Raw genomic sequence first — 1,885 nt, 5'->3', positions numbered from 1 at the left:
ACACCCGGGAAAGTTTTATATCCGGCCGCTGGAAAGCACTTGCGGCGACTGCCGGGTACCAGTCCTGCATGATCCTGCCCATTAAAAAATCGGGGATTGTTACCGGCACGTTTAGCCTGTACGGTTCGGAAACAGACACTTTCACCGACGCCGAAATTACATTGCTGAAAGAAGCCGCATTGGGGATATCGTTTTCACTGGATCATTTCGAAAAGGAAAGATTGAAACTGATCGCCGATGAACAGCTCAGACATAAGGAAAGAAGATTACGTCAGGCACAGGCTATTGCGCATTTAGGCAGCTGGGAAACAGACTTGGTGACGAATATGAGCTTATGGTCCGACGAAGCATGTAAGATCTACGGCTTGCCGGAAGGCGATAACATCCAGTCCGCAGAATCGTGGCTGTCGTTTGTCCATCCCGACGACCTGGACTATGTAGTTTAAAAGAACCAGCAGGTTTTTGCTTCGATGCAGCCCGCCGATTATCACCATCGCATTATCCGGGCAGACGGACAGATCAGACATTTGCACGTCCAAACGCATCTGGAACTCAACCATCAGGGCAAACCCGTCAGTTTGTTCGGGGTTTTGAATGATGTGACCGAACAAAAGCTGGCAGACGAAAAAGTAATTAAGGCACTTCAGGAAAGAAATATCATTCTTGAAAGTATTGGCGACGGGTTTTATGCACTTGACAGAAACTGGGTAGTAACTTACTGGAACAAAAAAGCCGCATTACTGCTGAACCGCCCGAAAGAGGCATTGCTCGGCAGGAATCTTTGGGAAGCATTTCCCGATATTGTCAATACGCCCATTTATCATTCCTATCACAAGGCAGTGGAAAACAATGCGATCCAGCACTTTGAATATTATTATGAAAGCAACCGGACCTGGTTCGAGATTACCGCCTACCCTTCTGCCAATGGTTTGTCTGCGTATTTCAAGAATATCACCCCGCGGAAACAATCGGAAGCACAGCTACGGGAGCTGAATGAGAGCCTGAGAAATTATGCGAATGAACTGACGGAATCGAACAAGGGGCTGGACCAGTTTGCATACATTGTATCGCACAACCTGCGGGCACCCGTCGCCAATATCATCGGACTGGGCGAGCTCATTACACAGACCGACTATCCGCCGGAGGTGAAAGAACAGTTTTTGGAAGGGATTGTAGTGAATGTAAAAAGACTGGACAATGTCATTTCCGACCTCAATACCATTTTACAGGTAAAGCAGGGAGTCGGCGAGAACAAGGAGCTGGTAAATCTGCAAAACCTGACCGATAACATCAGGTCGAGCCTGCTGAACATGATGGAAAAAGAACAGGTCAGTATCATCACGGATTTCAGCGCAGTAAACGAACTTTTTACACTGAAAACATACCTGTATAGTATCTTCTACAATCTGATTACCAACAGTATAAAGTACCGCAGTTCCCATCGGCCGCCAGTGATCCACATTACCAGCAGTGTGGAAGAAGGCCGGCTGAAAATCTCCTTCCGTGATAATGGCATGGGAATTGACATGGACAGAAAAGGCGCCCAGATTTTCGGCTTATACAAGCGCTTTCATAACCACGTTGAAGGAAAAGGTTTAGGATTATTCATGGTGAAAACACAGGTGGAAATGCTTGGAGGAAAGATCAGTATAAGCAGTCGTGTTAATGAGGGCACTGAATTCAACATCGAATTCGGCTCAGATTTGCTCCACAATCCTGTCCTATGAAGTCATACACGCAATTCATCGTTGTAGACGACGACCCGGTCAATAACATGGTCAGCCAGTATATGATCGCCCATGTCGCTCCCGGTGCACGCATTCAGCTTTTTGACGATCCCGACCAAGCCCTGGACTCCATTAGAAACGAGTTTAATACAGACCCA

At 47.1% G+C, this 1,885-nt stretch carries 2 protein-coding genes; both read left to right on the top strand.

What is annotated here, in order from left to right; all coding sequences use genetic code 11:
• Positions 1-446: GAF domain-containing protein (locus ACTIE6_RS12095; protein WP_439556880.1), on the top strand; the 446-nt coding region annotated here is incomplete at its 5' end.
• A 24-nt stretch (positions 447-470) separates the two neighbouring features.
• On the top strand, positions 471-1,727 hold the full coding sequence (locus ACTIE6_RS12090; RefSeq protein WP_439556879.1) for a sensor histidine kinase: 1,257 nt from the start codon (positions 471-473) through the stop codon (positions 1,725-1,727).
• Positions 1,728-1,885 lie beyond the last annotated feature (158 nt).

The organism is Dyadobacter sp. (genome assembly GCF_051859145.1).
Taxonomy (GTDB): domain Bacteria; phylum Bacteroidota; class Bacteroidia; order Cytophagales; family Spirosomataceae; genus Dyadobacter.
This window is presented reverse-complemented; position numbering and strand designations above follow the sequence as displayed.